The sequence below is a fragment of the Pseudoalteromonas sp. H105 genome (assembly GCF_001469215.1).
Taxonomy (GTDB): domain Bacteria; phylum Pseudomonadota; class Gammaproteobacteria; order Enterobacterales; family Alteromonadaceae; genus Pseudoalteromonas.
This window is the reverse complement of the sequence record NZ_LOFH01000002.1, coordinates 22,169-44,378: the sequence shown is the minus strand read 5'-3', so window position 1 is coordinate 44,378 and position 22,210 is coordinate 22,169. Positions and strand designations below refer to the sequence as shown.

Sequence of the window (22,210 nt, the reverse complement as noted above, 5' to 3'; positions counted from 1 at the left end):
TGTCCTTTATTCAAGTTGTTGTTTTCAATACCGGCCTTAAGGCTCAATTTATGGGGTGATTGTTGATTGTTTATCCACCAATTGTTGACATTAACGCATAACCAGCATACAAACTTGTTTACCTGTCCAAAAAACGTGTCTGTGTGTCCAGATTTTAAAAGGGAGAAAAATGGCAGCTTACTTAGCAACGGAAAAACTCATAAAGCAACGACAGCAGATTGATGTGCTTATTGAAAACAAACTAACGTTTGCAGCAGACAGTGCACATTTAAGCATCTACGATACCTATCAAGATGCGCAAAAAGTGGCACTGCACTCAAGTGAGTTATTATTTTGTGGCATGATCAGCGGGAAAAAAATCATGCATGTTGGCGAGTGTGATTACCACAAAGAGTTTTTACCACAGCAATCTTTTGTATTAGCACCAGAACAAGGCGTGCTGATAGATTTTCCAGAAGCGTCTTTACACCAACCCACGACCTGTTTGGCCATAGAAATTAGCCGAGATAAAATCAACCAAGTCGCTGATGCATTAAACGTTAAGCAGCAAATTTGTCATGATGATTTTTTTCATTACACACCGCAGCTTGTGCATACTGAGCATAACCAGATCACACAAAATTTATTAGAACGCATGGTCGGTTTATTTAGCGAGAATGAGCAAGACAGGCAGTATTTAATCGATCTCTCAATCAATGAGCTAATCACCCGCTTATTACAACAACAAAGCCGTGATTTGCTCTTGTATAATAGCCAACGAGCCGGAAAGGAATGTGGACTCACTCACGTTTTAGAGCATATTGAACATAACTTAACCGTTCCACTTAATATTGATACGTTATGTAAGATCGCATGCATGAGCCGCAGTAAATTTTATCAGCAATTTAAATTAGCTTTTGGTCAAAGCCCCGCTCAATGGCAACAACAACTCAGACTAAAAAAAGCATATGAGCAATTGAAGTGCGGTAAGCCTGTAAGTCAACTTTGTTACGAGTTAGGCTTTGCTAGCCCAAGTCATTTTAGCCGGTTGTTCAAGCAGGCGTACGGAAAAACACCGAAAAGCGTGATGATGCATATTAAAGGTATGTAGTCAGTACAAATTACATAAACCTAAAACGGTTAAAAGTAACGTTTAACTCGACGCTGACTGACATTTTAATGAGCACACTGTGGAAAAAGTGCATATACAATACTAAAATCATAAATTTAGGTTAATAAATTGTATAAGAATATATATACTCAAGTTAGGTCTACGCTGATTTCGGTAATGATCACCTTTTTATTCCAACTTACAGGAAGTCTTCATGTTTGTTTCAAGTAAAACTTTTTTAGCAGCACAAAGTCAATGTGATGCTTTGTTAAAAGAAATTGAACTATTAAAATCAGAAAACCAAGCACTGGCTATTGAAAATGAACAACTGCAGGATCAGCTTAACCAACAATCATCGAATGAAGAACAACTCTTTAACGAAAATCTGCTTAACAGCAGCATCCATTGTATAAATCAAATTGAAGGCATAAGACAAACCGTTTTAGAGTCTTACTTGACCATTGATGAAGAAAGTAAAGTCAGTTATCAAATTAGTGACTTACTCGAAAATTCGAGCAAATCACTTGGCCATATCGTTGACGAAATGGAACAGATGGCAAATAAAATGGGGAGCATGACTGAAAATATTTCTGGCCTTTCAAATATGGCTGACAGTATAAACAATTTCGTTATCACCATTTCTAAAATTTCAGATCAAACTAACCTGTTAGCACTTAATGCGGCTATTGAGGCCGCTCGCGCAGGTGAAGCAGGAAGAGGCTTCAGTGTAGTTGCTGACGAAGTAAGAACCCTGGCCACCAATACCAATAAGTCTGCCCAAGAAGTCTCTGAACTGGTAAAAGGCATTATCAGTAAAACAGGTGAAACGGTAGACTCAGTATCAAATATTCAGGATAACAACGCTCAACTTACAACTAATTTTGGTTCATTAAATAGTGACTACGGCACCATTATTAACCACTGCACAAGTATGAAAAACACAATTGCCACAGCTGCTATACGTTCTTTTGTTCAAACTGTTAAGCTTGATCATATTGTGTGGAAGGGTGAGGTATATGCAGTAGCAAATGGTAGCTTAAACAAATCAATTGACGATTTTAGCGATCATACTATGTGCCGTTTAGGCAAGTGGTACAACTCTGAGCAGGCACAGACTTTCAAACAAATGAATGTTTTTAAGCAGCTTGAAGAGCCACATAAAGAAGTTCACCGTAACGGTGTTGAAGCACTTGTGTTGATTCACAGTGGTGAAAAAGCAAATGCCATCAAGCATATTAACCTGATGGAAGCTGCCAGTCAGCGTGTTATGAATCTACTTGATGATTTAGCAAACCAATAACCCACAACTGATCACTGAGCTCGGATTGAGTATGCCGAGTTCAGACTCCCCTCACACTCTCACATGTTCTTGAATGGCATTATTAATTGCATGCCAAACAATTTTTTAGTCATAAATAGTATCATAGCGCGATCGACCTATGCGCCTCCTCTGACTCAATAAGCTTTCACTCTCATCGCTGTTATACCAACCCGCAATATTACTTAATCATTTTCGGGGCTAAACGTGTCGCTACCGGCGTTATAAAATTCTCATTTAGAACAAATAAATAGCAAATTTTTTGCCTAGCTATCAACACGTTTTTCCATCCTCAAAATAGAGCACTTAATTAAGCGAATTGGTATCATTTAGGCGTGAATCAGTTTTTAGTTTTAATTTGAAAATAAAGACAAAAAAATCGATTACAGTTTAACCGTAATCGATTTTTACACTCACATATATGATCAGAACTTACCCACCGACTTAACAGTATCGTTGAGTGATGCTGCATCAACGTAACCAATCATACTTGGGTTTTTACTGATTAAATCAATCACATCAGAATCATTAGAAACTTCTTTTGGCGGTGAACCTTTACCCGTAAAAATAAGCTTTGACCAATACGCTTTCAGCTGGCTTCCTGATTTAGATAACACGTTGCTATCAAATTCTTTGCGGGCTGAGGAGCTATCTTCTTGGTTAATAGGGACGGCTTGATTTCCATCAGAAAACGATTTCGCTTTACCTAAAAAAAACTTAGCTATTTCTGATTGATCAAAACTACTACTGTTAGATGGGTGAACAATAACAACAACTTCTGCACTTACTGAATAACAACTCAGGAATAAAAGTGGTAAGAATATTTTTTTAAACACTATCATAACGTATTCCTTAAAATACCAAATCAATGCCAAGCGTGATTGATTCACTATCACCCGCTACAGCGAGATCAAATGATTCATCATTCACTTTATCAAATTGCACTTTAAACGCAGCCGATGAATGAAAATCCCAACGCATCCCGACTGACGTCGTATTGTGTTGCTCACCATCTTGAGAATCCTCTTTAAATTGAGAGTAAGAAACATAAGGCGTTAAGGCATCAAATCGATAACCTAACGTAATCATTGAAGTGTCAAGATTGCCATTTAAATCTAAGCGGTTTAACTCTGTTAATACAAATATGTTGTCAAAGTCTAAGTTAACTGCAACACCATAAAACTTACCTGTGCGGCTCGTTTCTCCGTCAAATAGCACCCGTTCGCCACTACGATAGCGTTCGTTTTTGTATGTCATGTGAGTGAGTCGTACTTCAAACCAATCTTTGTTTAACTGTAAAACACCGCCCAACATATCACGCCAAATTTCACGTGTGGGTTCTTTGAAGAAAAACTCACTGAGCAATTTATTATCTTTATCGTCTTCTTCCCCGTAATAAAGATTACCCATTACAGACCAATCCCCAATTTCTCCGCTGTATAGGGCGTTCACACCATTGTAATTAAAGATTTGCCAAGTGTAGTTATCTGCCGGTGGACGCATCCATACATAGGCATAACCTACGTCATAGAAATCAGAATAATAAAACAGTGGTAAACGTTTTTTACCCGCTTGAATTGTCCAGTTATCATTAAGATCGTAGGATAAATAGGCCCATTCAATGGATGCATTAAAATCATCAGCACCCCGTGCTACTATTTGCCCAGTCATAGACAAACCATCGGCTAAGTCTGCACTGATCTGTAGCCCAAATAAGCTCTCAGGTTTGAATGAAACATCTTCGTCATAAGCTGAAACAATTGGGTAATCAGCTAAAAAGGTAGGAGGTATATCGTATTGCGGGACACCACTTCCGGATAAAACTTTACCAGCATTAATACTGGTAAACCCTGAGAAATTAATCTCGCCGTAAGAAGCCCCCGTAAACAATAAACAATTTACAGTTAATAACCAATACAGCTTTTTCATCATTTGCGTTACCTTATGCTATTAGTATTTTGCAATATGCACTATTAAAACTAGACCAACATGAATTTTTTGCTTGTTAATCCAACAGATTATTTAGAAATAAGCATGAATAGCCCGTGCATACCGCAATAAAAAGCGACTATTTTGCAAAAGCGCCCCTCTTAATTTAACGCTAACAGACTCCATGTATCCGTATTTAAGCTTTAAAGCTTTTTTCAACATTAACGTCTCACACACATTGTCATTACGTGTATTTATTTTGGTTAACCCGAGACTATTACTTGTATGTAAGGGCCGAAAAAGCGGATAATTACACATTAATGAAAATACACTGATTTAGTATGGCTCAAAACTTAAAGCCAACTAAACAACGTGCGCATGAAGGTGGACCAACTCAATGGAAATTAAAGTTAATTTTCTCGATAACCTTAGATTAGAAGCTAAGTTTGACGATTTCTCAGTCATTGCGGATCAACCAATCCGTTACAAAGGCGATGGCTCAGCGCCGAGCCCTTTTGACTACTTCCTCGCTTCTTCAGCTTTATGTGCTGCGTATTTTATAAAAGTGTATTGCAACGCGCGTGATATATCGACCGACGGCATACGTGTTGCGCAAAACAACATTGTTGATCCGGAAGATCGCTACAACCAAATATTCCAAATTCAAGTTGAGCTGCCTGAAAGCATTTCAGAAAAAGACCGTACCGGTATTTTACGCTCAGTTGACCGCTGCACAGTAAAGCGTGTTATTCAAACCAAGCCTGAGTTTAAGATTGACGCGGTAGACAGCCTCGATAACGACGCACAAGCCATGTTAATGGCAAAACCTGAAGGCAGCGAAAACACCTTTATTCTCGGAAAAGACTTACCGCTCGAGCAAACCATTGCCGATATGACCGCGATTTTAGCCGAATTAGGCATGAAAATTGAAATTTCATCATGGCGAAATATTGTACCAAACGTGTGGTCGTTACATATTCGTGATGCCGCCTCACCTATGTGTTTTACCAACGGTAAAGGCGCCACCAAAGAAAGTGCATTATGCTCTGCTCTTGGTGAGTTTATTGAGCGTTTAAACTGTAATTTTTTCTATAATGATCAGTTTCTTGGTGAAGAAATTGCCAACAGTGAGTTTGTGCACTACCCGAACGAAAAATGGTTCCAGCTCACTGATGATGACTCTCTACCTGCAGGTATTTTAGACGACTACACACTGAACATTTACAACCCTGAAGATGAACTTTGTGGCTCGCACTTAATCGATACAAACTCAGGCAATGTTGAGCGCGGTATTTGCTCTATTCCGTATGTTCGCCAGTCTGATGGTAAAACAGTGTATTTCCCATCAAATTTAATTGAAAACTTATTTTTAAGTAACGGTATGAGCGCCGGTAACAACTTTGCCGAAGCGAAAGTACAGTGCTTATCAGAGATTTTTGAGCGTGCGGTTAAACGCCAAATTATCGAACAAGAACTTGTATTACCTGATGTACCAGAAGCGGTACTTGCTAAGTTCCCGGGGATTGTGGCTGGTATTAAAGGCTTGGAAGAGCAAGGCTTTCCGGTTGTCGTAAAAGATGCCTCTCTTGGCGGTCAATTTCCTGTCATGTGCGTAACATTAATGAACCCGAAAACCGGTGGTGTATTTGCCTCATTTGGTGCACACCCAAGCTTTGAAGTCGCCCTAGAGCGCAGCTTAACAGAGCTGTTACAAGGTCGCAGCTTTGAAGGCTTGAATGACGTACCAAAACCTACATTTAACAGTATGGCCGTGTCAGAGCCTGAAAACTTTGTTGAGCACTTTATTGATTCTACAGGCAAAATATCATGGCGCTTTTTCAGTGCCAAGCATGATTATGATTTTGTTGAGTGGGATTTTTCAGGCACTAACGAAGAAGAAACGGCGAGCTTATTTGGCATTTTAAAAGACTTAGGCAAAGAAGCCTATATCGCTGAGTTTTCAGACTTAGGGACTGCATGTCGTATTTTAGTACCGGATTACTCTGAAGTTTACCCGGTAGAAGACTTAATATGGGATAACACCAACAAAGCCCTTAAATACCGTAAAGACATTTTAAATCTGCACAGCTTAGATGAAGATCAACTCGCTGATTTAGTAGAGCGACTCGAAGAAAGTCAGCTTGATAACTACACAGATATTATCACTCTAATTGGTGTTGAATTTGATGAAAACACAGTATGGGGCCAGCTAACAATTCTTGAGCTTAAATTGCTCATTTACTTAGCACTGGGTGATTTAGAAGCGACGATGGAACTGGTTGAAACCTTCTTACAGTTTAACGATAACACCGTTGAACGCGGCTTATTTTACCAAGCAATGCACTCGACACTCGAAGTTGCCCTGAGTGAAGAGTTAGAAATTGAAGACTATATTCACAGCTTTACCCGCATGTTTGGGCAGGAAGTAATGGATGCCGTGGTAGGGTCTATCAATGGTGATGTGTTGTTCTATGGCTTAACGCCAACCAACATGCAACTTGAAGGGCTTGAGCGTCATCAGCGTTTAATCGACAGCTATAAAAAACTCCACGCGGCACGCGCGGCAAGAGCTAATAAGCTACTATACTGAATGTAAGACACACATCAAATTTAAGCACCTAGCAATCGCAGGTGCTTTTTTATAGCATAAAAAACAAACCATACCTCCGTTCTAATGCTTAAGTCAGCCAGGTAGTGCTTGCCTGATTAGCTTAGGACTTGTGACTCAGGGGTAAAGTAAGGGGCTAATCAGACACATTGGCAGGGTATTTAGCAAAGTGTGTTGGAAAAAGTTGTTTCATTCTGTTTAGTTCCCGTGGAATGTCATCAGAGGTGGTTTCACAAGGCATAATAACAAACAACTTACGCGAGTAATCGAGCGCCATCGGAACAACAGGCACATGACTTTGATTGGCGATATACAAAAAACCACTTTTCCAGCTAGCCGATTTTTTGCGAGTTCCCTCTGGAGCAATACCAACTATCAGCGTCTCGTGCTGTTTGAATGTGTCACTGACTTGAGCAACAATGCCATGAGCAGACGTGCGATCAACCGCAATCCCTCCTAGCTTTTTCAGTAACCAGCCTAATGGGCCGACAAACAGTGTGTGTTTTCCTAGAAATTGAATTTTGATATCAAGGCTGAGTTTAACCCCAAGGGCAATAATAAAATCCCAGTTTGAGGTATGAGGAGCAACCGCCGCCACAAACTTCCCTTGTGCGGGAAATTGCCCAATAACTTGCCAACCACTGAGCTTAAGTATTATATGTCCAACCCATCGTCCAAGTCGGCTGTTGGTTCGGGGTAACGCTTTAGGGAGGTTATCGCGGTTGATATGCATAGATTTTCCTGGTGGAAGTGATCAACATTTACGATCAAGATTATCATAGCAAGATACGACTTCACATAACTTGATGACACGGGCTGCATGCTACTTTTTTACGCTGCATGCTGAATGTTCCTTTTTCGTTACAAGACGAACGACATATTATTTTATATACTTAGCGAAAATGCAGTACAGAGTGTCCTTTTGAAATACCTTTTATTGGCAATTAGTTTAATTTTTTTTCATCTCAGTGTCAGTGCAAAACAGCGTGTTTTATTACTGAGTGATGATGAAAATGACCGCCAGCAACTATTGAGTTTACAGCCAGTTTCATTAGCAACCGACACGCTTAATTTAGTGCTTAATCAGTTAACGGATGAGTTCGATTTTGACGTGCAAAGTGCGCCCATTTCGCGGATTGAACCATTATTAAATCGCCATACAAATGCATGTGTAGTAAACCGAGTCAAAACCCCAGAACGACAAGCACACTATCTATTTAGTTTGCCCATACACATGTTTCCTAATCATCGTCTGTATTACGATGCTTCTTGGGTGAAGATTAATGCTAAGCAACTCAATGAACAAGGGAAATTATTGTCACTACAAACACTGTTCACGGCAAAATCAGATCACAAGCTGTTATTAGTAAAAGATAAATCGTATGGAGACTATCTAGACTCGCAATTAGCATTGCTTAATAAAAATAATACACAATATCGCTCAGGCGGCGATTATTACGCCGCGTTGGTGGCCATGCTCGAGCGGCATCGTTCGGAATATGCCTTGATGTTCCCGGCTACTTTTTTTGAGCAGACTCGTCAAAAGGTGCAAAATGAACAGCTTCGTTCAGTGGCGATTGCTGGTAATCCTACTTATATTTTAGGCCATATTGCATGTAAACAATCCGATATAACAACCACGTTTATTGCTAAAGTTAATCACGTTTTAAAACAGCTTTACAATGATGAACGTTTATATCAAGCTCATATACGATATCTTAGTGAGGCTGATAAAACTCATTTCAAACAAGACTATCGCAACGTTTTACAGTGCTCTGACAATGCAGCTACGCCGTGTCAATGATGTATAAATAACGTCAACAAGTAAGTTACCCTGCCATGAAATAGACACGTAAATGCGCAACGTATACTCGCTTACACACCTTTTTGAATTACACCGCTTTTAATTCAACACATATCTCCTCATCTTGATCGCATCATTTCTATTATTCACCTAAATACATAAAAGCAATAAGGAGTACTTGGTAATCATATGGCAAGCCCCTCGCGTTTTTCTATACAGTTGTGTTGACCAAAACATAAACCGCATCTCGTGGTGCTTAGTTTGAAACTATATGGCCAAATTGACTTTCATTCAAATAACAGTGTTATCGCTATCATTAATGAGCAAGGTGAAACGCTTGCAGCTAAGCGTTGTAATAATGACCTGCCTGTCATTTCAACTTTGATTGTCACTTAGTCTCATCTGGTATATAAAAAAGCCTGAGCAGTTTTGCTCAGGCTTTTATTCATTTTATGCCTCTGTTAATCAGAAGCTTTTACCTTCTCGCCAAATCACTTTTGTAATTTAATACCATTAAAGTGTGCTTGTAAGTCTGTGACTTTTATTTGCTCTGGTAAATCAGCAAATGGCTTATCCGCAAATTTGCTACCACGAAGTTGCACATTCATTCGCGCAGCGTGTGGGTTTAGCATTGTTTGCTTGTAGTAGTCTTTAATATCCGCCAGCGTTACTTTTTCGACTTCTGTGATTAGCTTTGCTTTTGAGTCAAAATCAAAGTTTTCACGGTACCAATCGCCAATCAACGGGCCCATTTCATCACTTAAGTTTTTAGGTTGCTCTTTAAGTGATACAAGCGTGGCATTTTTAAGCTGAGCGAATGTTTCTTCACTCATATTCTCAAGCTCCACAGCGTATTGCTTTTTAAACTCATCAAAGCGCGCTTGCATTTCTTTCGGGCCTTTCACTGGTGTTTGTATAAACAGGCCAATTGCAGAGTAATCTTCAATTGGTCGAGCCAGTGCGCCTACGGCATAAGCAAGTTGCTCTTCGGTACGCATTTTATCAAACGCGATGGTTCTAAAGTGATCACGCAATACTTGTGCTTGCGCTTTTTGCTTATACCCTGCTACTGGGTGAACGGTCATATCGATAATCGCAACATCCGCAACATCAATGTCTTTTTGCAATACGATAGTTTCACCTACTTGTGGTAACCATGCTTTACTACGCGCAAAAGCTGTAGATTGGTGGTTTTTAGGTAAAACATCGGTTAGTTCTTTTGCAATGGCTTCAACGTCTTGCTGATTGTAGTTACCAAACGTAAAGACTCGCAGTTCGTTATTGCTAAATGTACGTTGTTTCACTTGTTCAAAATCAGCCAGTGTGATGGCTTGAGCTGTGTCTATTAACGCATCCGTATCGAAGCTACCCGTTCTAATCAGGTTTGAATACTCGTCAAACGCTTGATAAAAAGGGAATTGCTTTTGTTTATTAAGTAAATCACGCTGATAGCGGTCAAGTGCTTGGGCTAAACCTTGCTCAGTCGTTTGCACATTAATTGATTCAAGCGCTTGTGCCAGCAAAACATCTTGCTTATCCGTAAAACCACTCAATGACAAAATTAAGCCATTACTTGATTGAAGGCTCACACTCATACCGGCAACAGCCGCTTCTGTGCTGAGTTTACTCTGTTGTAAGTTGTATAAATCTGCCCACACTGAATACAATACTTTGGCTTTTATATCATCCAGCGCATCCGGTGTATTAACGTATATTTCAACTAAACCTTTAGGCTGCTCCGCAAAATTTTGACTTGCTTGGCGCCATACTTTTACGCCTTGCTTGTCATAGACCAATTCTGGGTTCTTTTGCTCATCAAACTGGGCTGTTTTAATAGCAAAGCTTTCTGGTAATAAACGGTTTACCGTTGGCAGTGCAAGTGAAAAATCACTTGGCTTATCCCAGCTGGCAATTTCTTCATCGCTAATGTCTTCAATGCGATATTTACCATCGTAAAAATGTAATTTTGAATCGGTTTCTTCTTGCTTAGAGGTATACCAAACTCGCAGTGTGTCTGCATTTAATTGCTTAAGCACATTATTGATAGCAGCAGCATCAAACTTCGCATAATGGTATGGCGCGTTAATAGCATGATTAATTGGGTACGCTTGCATACTACCAGCTAAGTTACTGACATAACCAAACTCATCGCCTTTTTCCAAGAACTGAAACTGGTTATTTAATGATGTACGAATTTCATTAAAGTATTTGCTATCAACCCCTTCTTTTTTGATAAGGTCGATGTATTGCATAATCGTCGCCACGATTGTTTCGCGGTTTTTCATGCCTTCATCTGTTAGCTGAATATCAACCGTTAAGGTGCCGTAGTTACCATAATGTGTTGGCGATGTATTGGCCGATAATTGTGATACCCAGCCTTTATCACGCAATATTTGTGCAGGGCTACCTTGCATTTCATTACTTAATAAATACGATACAAAACGGTTTGGTTTAACCGCAAACTCATCGCTGTTATCGGTAATAGTAAAATCAAGCTGAAGCTGCTTTACGTCTTCGTTTGGTGCATAATGCACACGTTTACCACCAACATTATCAAAGTCGAGCTTAGTAGTGACTGTTGGCTTTTCGATTTTCTTATCTTCAATATCAGCAAAGTACTTTTGCGCTTTTGCTTCCATTTCACTCAACGGTAAGTTTGAGATCATGGCCACTTTCATAATATTTGAAGAATAATATGTGTTGTAAAAATCAACGGTTTCTTTGTGCAGAGAACTGCCTTCTTTATCACCGAGCGTTTCAAGGTTACCGATTAAAAAGCGGTTAGCTGGGTGATCACCCATCATTTTACGTGCAAGTTTAAATTGGCCAAAGAAGTCCATTTCGCGGCGCATTGACCACTCAGCATTCACGGCGTTTTTTTCTTTATCTGTGTATTCTGGGTATAGTTTTGGTGATTTAAAGAAGTCAGCAAAACGGTCAAGGGCTTCATCGTAAGCATCATTATTTACTTTAAACATGTAATTAGTGATATCAAGCCACGTATACGCGTTATGCGCGCCACCATTTTTAGTCATGAAATCAGAATACCCTTTCGTGTCTGGGTAGCGCTCAGTGCCTAAGAACAACATATGTTCTAAATAATGTGCCATACCTTGCTGGGTCATTGGGTCGTGCAGTAAGCCAACCCCTACACTCAGCGCCGCTGCTGACTTTTCTGCGCTAGGATCAGACACTAAAATTACTTCAATCTCATTCGCTAATTTAAGTGTTTTGTATTCGCGATTGTCATTTGGGCTTATTACTAAGGTATCTGATAATAATGCCGTATTTTGTTGAGCGGGTGGTGTTGTCGTTGTACCGCAACCTGATAAAACAGCAAGCGCTATTGCACTTAGGGTGATAATCTTTTTCATAGTAAGAGCTAATCCATCACTTTATTGATTGTTTGAATGATCGGTAAATATCAAAATGCATGCAATCATTTTCCTATTTACTTTGTAACACATTGTAAATTGTAAAAACAAACTGGTAGTCTGGGTAAGTTTTAAAACACTCAGTAAAGTAAATAATAAAAGGGACACACAATGGATAAGTATTTGTTATTGGCGATGTTTGCACAAATCTTACTCACTTTTAGCGTCATGATTATCATGGGGCGTCGCCGTTTCACCGCTGCAAAAAACCGAACAATCTCAATGTCAGATTTTGCCACTATGAAGCTCGAACACGCTGGTGACAAAGTAAGGGTTGCTGATAGGAATTTTATAAATCAGTTTGAAATGCCGATGTTTTTCTTTGTTGCCTGCTTAGCAGCAATGCAAATGAGCGCAGTAGGCACACTATTCACGGCAGTTGCATGGGGCTTTGTAGTATCAAGAATAGTTCACACGCTGATTCATATCGGCTCAAATAAAGTAAAACCTCGTTATTACAGTTTTTTAACGGGTTGCTTATTAATTTTGGCCTTATGGGTACTCATCATCTTGCGCATATTTGGCGTTTAAGTAAACGTATTAAAAGTGCTATCAAACAGTTGATAGCACTTTTAACATACTTAAGCAGTACGGCGGCGTTTAAAACCTAATAACGCCAATGGCAGTACAAACCAGCCAATAGCGCCACCAGAACTACTTTTATCAGGGTTCACATTTGAACCATCACCATTGGTACTTTCTTTAGGTGACAAATTAATTGACGAGTTTGGATCATCATCCAAAACAACAACATTGTTAATCGATACCAAATTAGCAGAAGTAATAACAGTATCAGGATCTGCACACTGCTCAGTAGTGATGCCAACAACAGGTATTTCACCGCAATGTGTTAGTTCACGAATTGCATCAATTACATCATAGCTATCTGCCGTAATTTGGCCAAATACAGTAAAACCACCATTTTGATTATCTAAATTTTCGCTGTTGTCTTTTAAATTAAAAAACCATTGGCTGGTGGCACTGTTTGCGTCACTGCCCAACTTTGCCATAGCGATAGTGCCTTTTACATTTGATAAAACAGGTTCATTGGTGACTGCCTCAGCTGTTTCTATAGCTTTAAACTCATCGTCATAAGTAAACCCGCCACCTTGAATCACAAAGTTATTAACTGAACGATGAATAACCGTATTGTTATACGCATCGTTACTTACATAATTCAAAAAGTTTTCAACTGTTTTTGGTGTACGTTTGTCAAATAAGTTAATCGTGATCGTGCCTTGAGAGGTTTGCATTTCAACAACAGTCGCGCTGCTAGCAAATGTTGTTACCGCTAAAAGCCCAGCTAATATCATCTTTTTCATTGTTATTATTTCCAGTTAGGGTGTTGTTCTAATGTAAATTTAATGAAAATAGTATACAAACACCTCGCCAATTACGAGCAATAAACCACGAATAATACAAAACACACCGCAGCGATTACATACTCGTTACATTTAATTACACCCTGTTCTTTATTCGTTGACGTTATAGAAAAATGCTGCTTAAAACTAAATGATCTCAATTTTATCGTTTTTATTTGTTACGATGACCGCGACAACAAAAAATACACAACAGGATAAACCGTCATGGCACAAAGCAATGAGCCTATTTGTGACTTTGGATTACATCAAGGTCAATCGTATACAAAGCTCCCGGCTAGCTTTTTAAATTGGATGGTGGGCAATAATCATGAAAAATCAGCGCTCGCTGAACAAGAACTAAACCGCAGACAGTTAGCAGCCACGGGACAATTAGAGGCTGAAAACTAAAAAAGTAGCGTTGCATACGTTATTTAGTCATAAATTTAGTTTAAACTACGCGTTTAATGAACAGCATCTGACAACACGGGTCACATTATGCGCGTAATGATTAGTTTTCTCTTACTATTAAGTGTTACTGCTTGTAGTAATAACAACACCTCACTCGAATCACCCTCTTCAAATGAAGCTCGCTATTTAACCGTCTTACATACCAATGATAATCATGGTCGCTTTTGGCACAATGAAAAAGGCGAGTATGGTATGGCTGCACGTAAAACGTTAATTGATCAATTGCGTAATGATGCGCAAAAACAAGGTCATGCAGTTTTGCTGCTGTCTGGTGGGGATATTAATACCGGTATCCCTGAGTCTGATTTACAGTTTGCTGAACCCGACTTTAAAGGGATGTCGTTGATCGGCTATGATGCCATGGCATTGGGAAACCATGAGTTTGACAATCCATTAAGCGTATTAAAAAAACAACAGCAATGGGCTAACTTCCCATTACTGTCTGCAAACATTTTTGATAAAGAAACCGGTAAAAATGCGTTTCAAGCCTACAAGGTATTTAATAAGCAAGGGCTTAAAATTGCAGTAATTGGCTTAACCACTACCGACACAGCAAAAATTGGTAACCCGCAATATATTGGTGGCTTAGAGTTTAGAGAACCAATAGACGTAACCAATGCATTAGTTGACAAGATTAAAAAGCAATATCAACCAGACATTACTATAGCTGTAACGCATATGGGGCACTTTGTCGATGCTGCATTTGGTATTAATGCCCCCGGGGATGTTACACTTGCCCGTTCACTGCCAAATAATACACTTGATATGATCATAGGTGGCCACTCTCAAGAACCTATCTGTATGAAAGCTAAAAACATCAGTGATGATGAATTCGGTCCTGGTAAAACATGTAAACCGGATCAACAAAATGGCACCTGGATCATGCAAGCGCACGAGTGGGGTAAGTATGTGGGTAAAGCTGAATTTAAACTGCAAGACGGGCAACTAACATTAATTGATTATAAATTACTTCCTGTCAATTTATACATAGCACAACCGCAAGCTGACGGCACGACAAAACCCGTTTTGGCTGCAAAGTACATTACCCCAAATCCTGAGCTAGAATCATTCTTAGCTGACTACCAAGCCAAAGGCGCGAAACAAATTGAAGGCAAAATCGGCTTTGTTGATGCAAAATTAGAAGGTGATCGTAATAAAGTACGCTATGAACAAACTAACCTTGCGCGCGTTATTATTGCAGCCCAAATGAGTACGGTTGGTGCAGACTTTGGCCTAATCAGTGGCGGTGGTATTCGCGACAGCATTGCTGCAGGTGAAGTAAGCTACAAGGATATTTTAAAAGTTCACCCTTTTAAAAATCGCATTACTTACATGGACTGGCAAGGCCAAGATTTATGGGATTACTTAGAGGTTGTAACACGCTTTCCACCTGATGCGGGTGCCTATATGCAATACCATAAACTAAGCTTCAAACGTGAAAACGGCAAACTGGTTAGTGTACTTATTAATAACAAACCATTGGATTTAAATACGACCTACCGAATGAGCATTAATAGTTATAACGCCTCTGGTGGTGATGGATACCCAACACTCACAGACCGTAAAGGGTTTGTTAGCACTGACGAAACCGATGCCCAAGCATTAAAGCGCTTCTTTATAGAAAATAGCCCTGTCAATGCAGCAGCGTTTGCACCTGAGTAACTTTAAGCAAACAGTTTACAGCACGGAAGTTCTATTAACCTCCGTGCTGACACAACCTGTTTCAAGCCTGTTTAACCTAAACTGAGTTTACACGTTTGATAAATTGCTACCATGGCATTCTGTTATTCCTTTTTGATAGCTAGCCTCAAAACTCATAAAGCAAAGTACCACGGTATAAATTCTACATTTCAGGTTATTACACGAGGTGAACGTTAAAACCTGCTTGTGTTGAGATATCTGGCTAAGTTATTTGCCGATCACTTCGATACTCTCGCTGCTTATATGGCTCAGGCCGTAACTGTGTAGACGCGAACGAGACCCTTCTCCATGCGCTTTGGGTGGGTAATAAACCTCTTTTAACTCAGGGTATTCAACTAATACCTCATCCAACGCAGCACGAATCTCACTGAGTGTTTTTTCTAGGCTATTAGAAAAGTTAGGGCGTTTACGGATCGTATGCCCAAGTTCAATTAAACGGTAAAAATATTTGTTCGCTATGTCTATTAATTCATCTGGCACATGTTTGTTTTGATTTAAAATCGTATCAGGTTGCTCGCTGCAAAATTCAATCAGCGCTAAATAAAAGCATAACGGCTTATTGGCTAACGACACCTCTAACGAGGTGTTATGCGTATTACCCAGCGTTTTGGTATTTAGGTCTACCACTAACTTAAATGGCTCAGGAGTGAGAGTTTCGTCTACTTGCTTAAGTGCTTTAATCGCGCAGACTTTAGAGCGTTTGATACTCCCAGCCCAGTAACCAAAGGCCAAAGCAAACACAGCCAAAATGAATGCGTTGACTAAGTCACCGAGCTGCCATAATGAATGCTTTATACTAAACGTGATGCCAATGCTGTCATCACTGGTTGCAAGTTGACGAATAATAAGCGGCTCATTACTTAAATATGCAGCTTCTATCATCGTATCGCCAATCCCCTCTACCGTCACTGCATCACTGTTTAATGCCTTATTTAAACGTGTGAGATAACCTTTAATCGCGGCACTATTGCCTGAGTGTTTTAAAAACGCATTAGACAAATCCAACCGAGGTAAATCTAACGCAATGCGTCTTTCAGCTTGCGCGATATCATTTTCGATATTATGTTGTTGCTCTAGGTATGTCGACGTTTTAACTATCACCATGGCGATCACAAAAACAAGCACGCTTACAACTTGGCAAACTCTGTTAATCATCATCTTCTCCTAAGAAATCAGCACCAGAATCGCTACATTGCCAGTAAGGCTCAACATGATTGAAGTAAGAAGACGTTTGTGATTGCGACAATGCCAGTAAACGCGTTTGAATAGCGCACAGCAGATCGGTGTTCTCGTGTTGCATTTTTAAATACCAACGCGTACCAATAATATTACTGCTGATAGGGGTAATGTAGTTTTTTGAAAAACTTTGTTGATCGGTTTTTTTCCAAAACGAGGCAATAATATCAACTTCACCATTTGCGAGTAAGTCCCTAAGTTCAGTGTGGGAGCTGGCATAGGTTACGTCTAGGTTTTCTAAGTTGATATCTAACTCTTTAAACGTTTGTTTGGGCAAAATATGACCCGACCGACTGGTTGGATAATCTAATAAACCAATTCGTTTATCTAAAAAATACTGTTTTTCGATTTTAGGCTTTTCTTTTGATGAAATAAAAAATGCGGTATAGCTTGGAAAGCCGACTATTGGTTGATAGTTATATGTAGATTCAGCTTTAAACGCAGCCATAATATTGTTTTTCGCCAATATGAGGTCTGCAATTCCTTTACCTACAAACTCAATGCTGTCAGCAGTGCGATACCCCCAAAAGCCACGCACTGCACCATATTGCTTTGCGACTACAGCATCTTCGCACAAACTATTAATGATTGATTTAGCTACTTTTTGCGACGTGGCATACACAATCAGTTGCGCTTTGTTTTGCGACGCAGATGTAAAACAACGGCTCGACGTTTCTATTAATGGCTCAAGCGTTTTAGGTTGATTAGCCACAAACACTTGGCTAACAAACCAAAGCAGCACAAAAAACAGTAGTAAAACTGTAATAAATGTAGAGTGAGACAAAAACAGCCGCTTAATTTTCAAATCTTCAACAATCCAAAATAGAATATATCGCTATTTGAACAATTTTAATTACTTATTACAATAGGTAATTTTACTCAAAACAAATAAACCATTGATATAATTGAATTATGAACAAGAAATTATGAATCTTGTTGAGTCCTTCCTATTCCACTAAAAATCAGGACAATTGACCGCTAAGAATCGTGCACTACGCAGTTAATTTATTTTTAGGAAAATAAAAATGTTACGCAATCGAATAAGCGGACTCAGTTGTTTTTTAGCTATTAGCATTCTTTTTACATCTCATAATGCATCTGCATGGGGTCAAAATGGTCACCGAGTGGTGGGGAAAATTGCTGATAATCACATTACTAATACAACCCGTTCTTCGCTTAGCGAGCTCTTAGAAGGTGAAAGCCTTGCACAGATTTCTACCTGGGCTGACGAGATGCGTTCTAATCCGGGTGAGTTTTGGCAAAAGAAATCGTCACGCTGGCATTACATTAATTCCCCCACTAATTCTTCACAATTTACCCATGACCATTCTCATCAATTAAACAAAGACAACGTAAAAAATATTCTTGAAGGGATGTACTTTGCCATTGAGACACTCAATGACAAAAAAAGTTCTCTAGACGCCAAACGTTTCAGCCTACGTTTTCTTGTTCACTTAGTCGGTGATGCACACCAACCTTTTCATGCTGGCCGCGCAGAAGATAGAGGCGGTAATCGTATCAAAGTGTCTTTTTTTGGTGAAAACACCAACCTCCATTCACTGTGGGATACCAAGTTGGTTGAAAACCAAAACCTATCGTTCACTGAGTTTGCACAGTTTATTGACAGTAACAACGCAGAATTAATTGCTGAATACCTTTCAAGTTCACCAGAGCAGTGGTTAACAGAATCACACAATTTAGCCACTAACTTATACAAACTAGAAAACGACAAAATTAGTTATGGCTACATTTACGACAATACACCCATTGTCAAAACACGATTACTCCAAGCCGGGATCAGGCTTGCGGGATTATTAAATACCCTCTTTGATAGCTCTGCAAAACCGTTAGACAAGGCACTTAAGATGCCATCTAGCATTAATCAATAAACACTTAAATAACCTACACACGGGAATCAACAAAATGAACAAGCTTCGTCTTTCGAAATTAACTGGAGCAGTAATACTTGCTCTAGGTGTTTCAACGAGTGCTATGGCGGCAGATACTTCATCAGCAATGCGCGGTAAAATTACAACGCCTTCTGGTGGCGCTGCTGCAAACGTTAAAATTAAAGTTATCCACCAACCTACGGGGACTGTTAGCGAGTTAACAACCAACGAAAGTGGTACATTTATCGCAAATGGTCTTCGCGTAGGCGGTCCTTACACGGTTGTTGTCGATTCAGACACGTTTAACGACACAACCTTGAATAACATTTATTTAGAATTAGGTGATACATACCGTTTATCATCACAGCTAGCACCGCTAAACATGGAAAAGATCGAAGTATCTGGCTATAAAATAGTACAACAGTCAGGTGGTTCAAGCAGCGTATTTGGTGAAGACACCATCGATAATATGCCAAGCTTTAACCGTGATATTAAAGATGTTGCGCGTTTAAACCCACTTGCAAGCATCAACGGTAATGGCGAATTAACATTTGCAGGTAGCAACCCACGTTCAAACAGCCTTACGGTTGACGGTATTGGCCAAAACGATGATTTCGGTCTTAACTATGGCGGTTACCCAACTGCGCAACCACCTGTTGCCCTTGATGCGATAGAACAAATTTCTGTTGATGTATCTCCTTTCTCAGCATCTAAAGGCAACTTTGGTGGCGGTACCATTAACGCAGTAACAAAATCAGGTACTAACGAGTTTAAGTTTTCTGGTTTTTACGAAACGTCCACGCCTGATATCGCTGGTGATGTAGACAGCATTTCACAAATTACTGCCGATGGCCGCCCTGTATTAGATGAAGATGGCCACCGCACCTATGAAGTTAACAAAGTATCACCAAATCAAACAGAAGAGCGTTTTGGCTTTAATGTGGGCGGTCCGTTAATTGAAGACAAACTGTTTTACTTTGTAAACTACAACAGCTGGAAAAGCGAGCTTGACCTAGATTACGGTTTTGAAGGTTCAGGCGCGACCAATGAGTACGATGTATCAGAAGAGAGCTATAACCAGTTTATCTCAATCTTAGATTCAGTTTATGGCATGCAAGATTCTCTAGGTGGCGACCCTGAAGACACGAATGAATCACTATTAGTTAAGTTAAGCTGGAACGTAAACGATGATCACCGTTTAGACTTCACTTACCAGTGGCAAGATGACCAAGACGAGCGTAATTTTGGTACAGGTGGTAGCACGGTTGATCTAGCTTCATCACGTTACACCTATGCAACTAAGTTTAATAACTTCTCATCAAAGCTTTACTCTGATTGGAATGAAGATTTCTCAACTGAAATCGGTATTGCATATAAAGATGTAAGCTCTGACAGCATTACTAACTCAAACATTGGTAGTGTAAAAGTTGAAGAACGCTTCCGCGGTCCTGCATTCCAGTTTGGTACTGATCAATTCCGTCATGCAAACTCTTCTGCCACTGAAACCCTTACGTTAACGCTTGATGCAACCTACCTGTTAGATGAACATGAGCTTAGCTTTGGTGCACGTTATGAGTCACTTAACCTTTACAATCTATTCGCCGCAAACTCACTAGGCTCGTGGGAGTTCGATACGTTTGACGGGTTTGCAAACCGTGAAGTAGGTAACTTTAGAGATACGTATGACTTCTCTTACAGCAATGCGTACACAAATAACCCAGCAGATACAGCATACGATGCAACACGCAGTCAATTAGCGCTATATATTGAAGATACTTTCTACATTGGCGACGATTTAGAATTGTCAGCAGGTATTCGTTATGAGCGCTTAGCGTCAGATGACAAACCAACGCTGAATGAAAACTTCGCAAGCACCTATGGCTTTACTAACCAAGAAAACCTAGATGGTTTAGATATTATTTTACCACGTGTTGGCTTTAAGTATTATGCAACCGAAGCCCTTACTATTAATGGTGGTATCGGTCGTTTCCAAGGTGGTATTCCTAATGTTTGGTATAACAATTCATACCAAAATGACGGTATTACATTCGTTGCAGCACCACAAAGCGCTATCGACGAATACTATGCGGCTAACCCTGCAGACATTACCGTTGTACCAGATGAAATCAAAAACACGTTAGTTCAAGGTGCAGGTAGCACGAACTATGTTGATCCAAACTTTGAATTACCTTCAAGCATTCGTTCGCAAATAGGCTTTGAATACGATTTTGATTCAGCATTACTAGGCAACGGCTTTAAATGGCAGGCAGAAATTGCTTACCACATCAAAGAAAATGAAGCGGTTTGGCACAACACAGCCATTCGTCCTGTTGGCGCAGCTGCTGATGGTGATCGTTTAATTCAAGAGAGTATCTACACTGGCGATTTACAAGATAACTTTGATATTGCGATGACCAACTCGTCTGAAGATGGCCGTTCAGTTGTATTCTCAACAGCCCTTGCAAAAGAGTGGGACAACGGTCTTTATATTTCAACAAGCTATGCGCACCAAGATATCACTGAAGCAGCATCAGGTTCTTCATCGCGTGCACAAAGTAACTACCAGTACAACATTACGCAAAACCGCAACCAAGATTTAGCGCACCGTGGTTCATATGAAGTTGAGCACAGCTTTAAAATCAACGTGAGCTACAACACTGAGTTTTTCGCAGGTTATGCAACTAAGTTCAACATGTACTTTGAGCGCCGTTCAGGTCGTCCATTTAGTTACACTATGGGTATGTTCCGAGATGGTGATTTAGGTGACTCACGTGATTTTAACTCAAGCTCTGCTTACTTAGCGTATATCCCAACAGGGGCTGATGACGCTAATGTAAACTGGGAAGAATCAGGTATGACTTGGTCAGAACTTGAAACACTCCTTAATCGTGCAGGTATTTCTGAGCGTGGCACTATCCTAAACCGTAACACAGGTACTCAACCTTGGGTTACCACAATGGATGTAAGCATCAAGCAACAAATCCCTGGTTTTGCTAAAGGCCACAGCGGTGAGGTTTACTTCATGGTTGATAACTTCGCAAACTTGCTTAATAGCGATTGGGGTGTTGAAAAACGCCTAGGTTTCTCTGACCAAGCTGTGTATGACTTTGGTGGTCTAGATGACCAAGGCCGCTACATCATCGATAGCCGTTATAACGGTGCTGATGTTCGTAACTACAGCCAAATCACAACGTCATCGTCTGCATGGCAAGCCAAAATTGGTATTAGCTACAAGTTCTAATACGCTGTGTAAGTGAATAATCAAAAACCCGCTTTATTGGCGGGTTTTTTTATATCTAAAATAATCAGTTTCATACTATTGTCATATAAAATGCCTAAATTACAGTGTATTTTATGATTAAGGCACTCATT

General features: G+C 39.8%; 17 protein-coding genes and 1 pseudogene. 11 read left to right on the top strand and 7 right to left on the bottom strand.

The features are described from left to right. Window positions 1–169: 169 nt before the first annotated feature. The 3 genes and pseudogenes from ATS75_RS03835 to ATS75_RS20815 all read left to right on the top strand — a co-directional run bounded on the left by ATS75_RS03835 (window position 170) and on the right by ATS75_RS20815 (window position 2,390). On the top strand, window positions 170–1,090 hold the full coding sequence (locus ATS75_RS03835; RefSeq protein WP_058559118.1) for an AraC family transcriptional regulator: 921 nt from the start codon (window positions 170–172) through the stop codon (window positions 1,088–1,090). A gap of 214 nt (window positions 1,091–1,304) precedes the next feature. After that, a pseudogene (locus ATS75_RS20820) lies at window positions 1,305–1,988 on the top strand (methyl-accepting chemotaxis protein); the annotation flags it as partial. Window positions 1,989–2,021: 33 nt separating this feature from the next. Continuing rightward, window positions 2,022–2,390: a CZB domain-containing protein gene (locus ATS75_RS20815; RefSeq protein WP_414858274.1), complete on the top strand. Its 369-nt coding sequence runs from the start codon at window positions 2,022–2,024 to the stop codon at window positions 2,388–2,390. A 443-nt stretch (window positions 2,391–2,833) separates the two neighbouring features. Here ATS75_RS20815 and ATS75_RS03825 read toward each other — a convergent pair whose 3' ends face one another. Then, on the bottom strand, window positions 2,834–3,250 hold the full coding sequence (locus ATS75_RS03825; RefSeq protein WP_058559116.1) for a hypothetical protein: 417 nt from the start codon (window positions 3,248–3,250) through the stop codon (window positions 2,834–2,836). 10 nt (window positions 3,251–3,260) lie between these two features. Beyond that, window positions 3,261–4,340, bottom strand: coding sequence for a porin (locus ATS75_RS03820; RefSeq protein WP_082665390.1), 1,080 nt, complete (start codon window positions 4,338–4,340; stop codon window positions 3,261–3,263). A 394-nt stretch (window positions 4,341–4,734) separates the two neighbouring features. Here ATS75_RS03820 and ATS75_RS03815 point away from each other — a divergent pair, with 394 nt between their 5' ends. Beyond that, entirely contained in the window at window positions 4,735–6,927 is a 2,193-nt protein-coding gene (locus ATS75_RS03815; RefSeq protein WP_058559115.1) for an OsmC domain/YcaO domain-containing protein, read from the top strand. Window positions 6,928–7,081: 154 nt separating this feature from the next. On the opposite strand, the gene ATS75_RS03810 is transcribed toward ATS75_RS03815, so the two are convergent. Continuing rightward, entirely contained in the window at window positions 7,082–7,678 is a 597-nt protein-coding gene (locus ATS75_RS03810) for a lysophospholipid acyltransferase family protein (RefSeq protein WP_058559114.1), read from the bottom strand. Window positions 7,679–7,867: 189 nt separating this feature from the next. Here ATS75_RS03810 and ATS75_RS03805 point away from each other — a divergent pair, with 189 nt between their 5' ends. Next, window positions 7,868–8,749, top strand: coding sequence for a transporter substrate-binding domain-containing protein (locus ATS75_RS03805; protein WP_058559113.1), 882 nt, complete (start codon window positions 7,868–7,870; stop codon window positions 8,747–8,749). A 261-nt stretch (window positions 8,750–9,010) separates the two neighbouring features. Further along, the gene (locus tag ATS75_RS20710; protein WP_268801555.1) at window positions 9,011–9,145 is read left to right on the top strand and encodes a hypothetical protein; all 135 of its coding nucleotides are present in this window, start codon (window positions 9,011–9,013) and stop codon (window positions 9,143–9,145) included. A gap of 95 nt (window positions 9,146–9,240) precedes the next feature. Here the strand turns inward: ATS75_RS20710 and ATS75_RS03800 are convergent, their stop codons facing one another. Continuing rightward, window positions 9,241–12,123, bottom strand: coding sequence for an insulinase family protein (locus tag ATS75_RS03800; protein WP_058559112.1), 2,883 nt, complete (start codon window positions 12,121–12,123; stop codon window positions 9,241–9,243). Window positions 12,124–12,294: 171 nt separating this feature from the next. On the opposite strand from ATS75_RS03800, the gene ATS75_RS03795 reads away from it, so the two are divergent. Then, the gene (locus tag ATS75_RS03795; protein WP_058559111.1) at window positions 12,295–12,714 is read left to right on the top strand and encodes an MAPEG family protein; all 420 of its coding nucleotides are present in this window, start codon (window positions 12,295–12,297) and stop codon (window positions 12,712–12,714) included. 50 nt (window positions 12,715–12,764) lie between these two features. Here ATS75_RS03795 and ATS75_RS03790 read toward each other — a convergent pair whose 3' ends face one another. After that, window positions 12,765–13,505, bottom strand: coding sequence for a peptidylprolyl isomerase (locus ATS75_RS03790; RefSeq protein WP_058559110.1), 741 nt, complete (start codon window positions 13,503–13,505; stop codon window positions 12,765–12,767). A gap of 264 nt (window positions 13,506–13,769) precedes the next feature. Here ATS75_RS03790 and ATS75_RS03785 point away from each other — a divergent pair, with 264 nt between their 5' ends. Further along, window positions 13,770–13,952: a hypothetical protein gene (locus ATS75_RS03785; protein WP_058559109.1), complete on the top strand. Its 183-nt coding sequence runs from the start codon at window positions 13,770–13,772 to the stop codon at window positions 13,950–13,952. An 87-nt stretch (window positions 13,953–14,039) separates the two neighbouring features. Continuing rightward, entirely contained in the window at window positions 14,040–15,674 is a 1,635-nt protein-coding gene (gene ushA / locus ATS75_RS03780; RefSeq protein WP_058559108.1) for a bifunctional UDP-sugar hydrolase/5'-nucleotidase UshA, read from the top strand. 246 nt (window positions 15,675–15,920) lie between these two features. Here ushA and ATS75_RS03775 read toward each other — a convergent pair whose 3' ends face one another. Further along, a complete protein-coding gene (locus ATS75_RS03775) occupies window positions 15,921–16,871 on the bottom strand; it encodes a hypothetical protein (RefSeq protein WP_235591121.1) in 951 nt (316 codons plus the stop codon). Next, the gene (locus tag ATS75_RS03770) at window positions 16,861–17,733 is read right to left on the bottom strand and encodes a hypothetical protein (RefSeq protein WP_058559106.1); all 873 of its coding nucleotides are present in this window, start codon (window positions 17,731–17,733) and stop codon (window positions 16,861–16,863) included. The genes ATS75_RS03775 and ATS75_RS03770 overlap by 11 nt, the downstream gene beginning before the upstream one ends. Window positions 17,734–17,974: 241 nt before the next feature. Between ATS75_RS03770 and ATS75_RS03765 the strand changes: the two genes are divergently transcribed. Further along, complete coding sequence (locus tag ATS75_RS03765) at window positions 17,975–18,838, top strand: S1/P1 nuclease (protein WP_058559105.1); 864 nt, start codon at window positions 17,975–17,977, stop codon at window positions 18,836–18,838. Window positions 18,839–18,872: 34 nt separating this feature from the next. Next, window positions 18,873–22,079, top strand: coding sequence for a TonB-dependent receptor (locus tag ATS75_RS03760; protein ID WP_058559104.1), 3,207 nt, complete (start codon window positions 18,873–18,875; stop codon window positions 22,077–22,079). Window positions 22,080–22,210: the final 131 nt, after the last annotated feature.

Excerpts from the sequence above, each read along its gene's own strand:
- ATS75_RS03835 (WP_058559118.1), top strand. The coding sequence starts at position 170 with ATGGCAGCTTACTTAGCAACGGAAAAACTCATAAAGCAACGACAGCAG.
- ATS75_RS20815 (WP_414858274.1), top strand. The coding sequence starts at position 2,022 with ATGAAAAACACAATTGCCACAGCTGCTATACGTTCTTTTGTTCAAACT.
- ATS75_RS03825 (WP_058559116.1), bottom strand. The coding sequence starts at position 3,250 with ATGATAGTGTTTAAAAAAATATTCTTACCACTTTTATTCCTGAGTTGT.
- ATS75_RS03820 (WP_082665390.1), bottom strand. The coding sequence starts at position 4,340 with ATGATGAAAAAGCTGTATTGGTTATTAACTGTAAATTGTTTATTGTTT.
- ATS75_RS03815 (WP_058559115.1), top strand. The coding sequence starts at position 4,735 with ATGGAAATTAAAGTTAATTTTCTCGATAACCTTAGATTAGAAGCTAAG.
- ATS75_RS03810 (WP_058559114.1), bottom strand. The coding sequence starts at position 7,678 with ATGCATATCAACCGCGATAACCTCCCTAAAGCGTTACCCCGAACCAAC.
- ATS75_RS03800 (WP_058559112.1), bottom strand. The coding sequence starts at position 12,123 with ATGAAAAAGATTATCACCCTAAGTGCAATAGCGCTTGCTGTTTTATCA.
- ATS75_RS03795 (WP_058559111.1), top strand. The coding sequence starts at position 12,295 with ATGGATAAGTATTTGTTATTGGCGATGTTTGCACAAATCTTACTCACT.
- ATS75_RS03790 (WP_058559110.1), bottom strand. The coding sequence starts at position 13,505 with ATGAAAAAGATGATATTAGCTGGGCTTTTAGCGGTAACAACATTTGCT.
- ATS75_RS03785 (WP_058559109.1), top strand. The coding sequence starts at position 13,770 with ATGGCACAAAGCAATGAGCCTATTTGTGACTTTGGATTACATCAAGGT.
- ushA (WP_058559108.1), top strand. The coding sequence starts at position 14,040 with ATGCGCGTAATGATTAGTTTTCTCTTACTATTAAGTGTTACTGCTTGT.
- ATS75_RS03775 (WP_235591121.1), bottom strand. The coding sequence starts at position 16,871 with ATGATGATTAACAGAGTTTGCCAAGTTGTAAGCGTGCTTGTTTTTGTG.
- ATS75_RS03765 (WP_058559105.1), top strand. The coding sequence starts at position 17,975 with ATGTTACGCAATCGAATAAGCGGACTCAGTTGTTTTTTAGCTATTAGC.
- ATS75_RS03760 (WP_058559104.1), top strand. The coding sequence starts at position 18,873 with ATGAACAAGCTTCGTCTTTCGAAATTAACTGGAGCAGTAATACTTGCT.